The organism is Virgibacillus sp. DJP39, assembly GCF_049310925.1.
Taxonomy (GTDB): domain Bacteria; phylum Bacillota; class Bacilli; order Bacillales; family Amphibacillaceae; genus Virgibacillus_F.
In genome coordinates this window covers 1-575 of the sequence record NZ_JBMERP010000207.1, presented here as the reverse complement: position 1 = coordinate 575, position 575 = coordinate 1, and the positions used below count along the sequence as shown (strand labels likewise).

At 42.8% G+C, this 575-nt stretch carries 1 protein-coding gene; it reads left to right on the top strand.

The window, feature by feature from the left end:
* A partial coding sequence (locus ACOI1D_RS21830) for a reverse transcriptase domain-containing protein (protein ID WP_422504309.1) occupies window positions 1-575 on the top strand: 575 nt, incomplete at both ends.

Sequence of the window (575 nt, the reverse complement as noted above, 5' to 3'; positions counted from 1 at the left end):
GCCGCTGGGTTATTGACATGGATCTTGAGAAATTCTTCGATAAAGTAAACCATGACAGACTAATGCGTACTTTGAGCAAGCGAATCGAAGACCCGAATGTGTTGAAGTTAATTCGCAGATACCTGCAAGCAGGTATTATGGAAGGCGGTCTGGTTCGCCCTAACACAGAAGGAGCACCGCAAGGTGGACCTCTAAGTCCGTTGCTTTCCAATATTGTTTTAGATGAGTTGGATAAAGAATTAGAGGAAAGAGGACTCCGTTTCGTCCGCTACGCGGACGACTGTAATATATATGTTCGTTCCAAGAGAGCGGGTTTACGCGTGATGAAAAGCATCACAGAATTTATTGAAGGAAAACTGAAGCTTAAAGTTAATGAGGAGAAAAGTGCGGTAGACCGCCCATGGAAACGTAAATTCCTTGGTTTCTCTCTCACATTTCACAAAGAAAACCCGAAAATTCGGGTTTCTAAAGAGAGTATCAGACGCTTTAAACAACGTATTCGACAGTTAACGTCCAGAAGGAAATCCATGAATATGGGGGACAGAATCGAGAAATTAAATCGATATCTGGTAGGC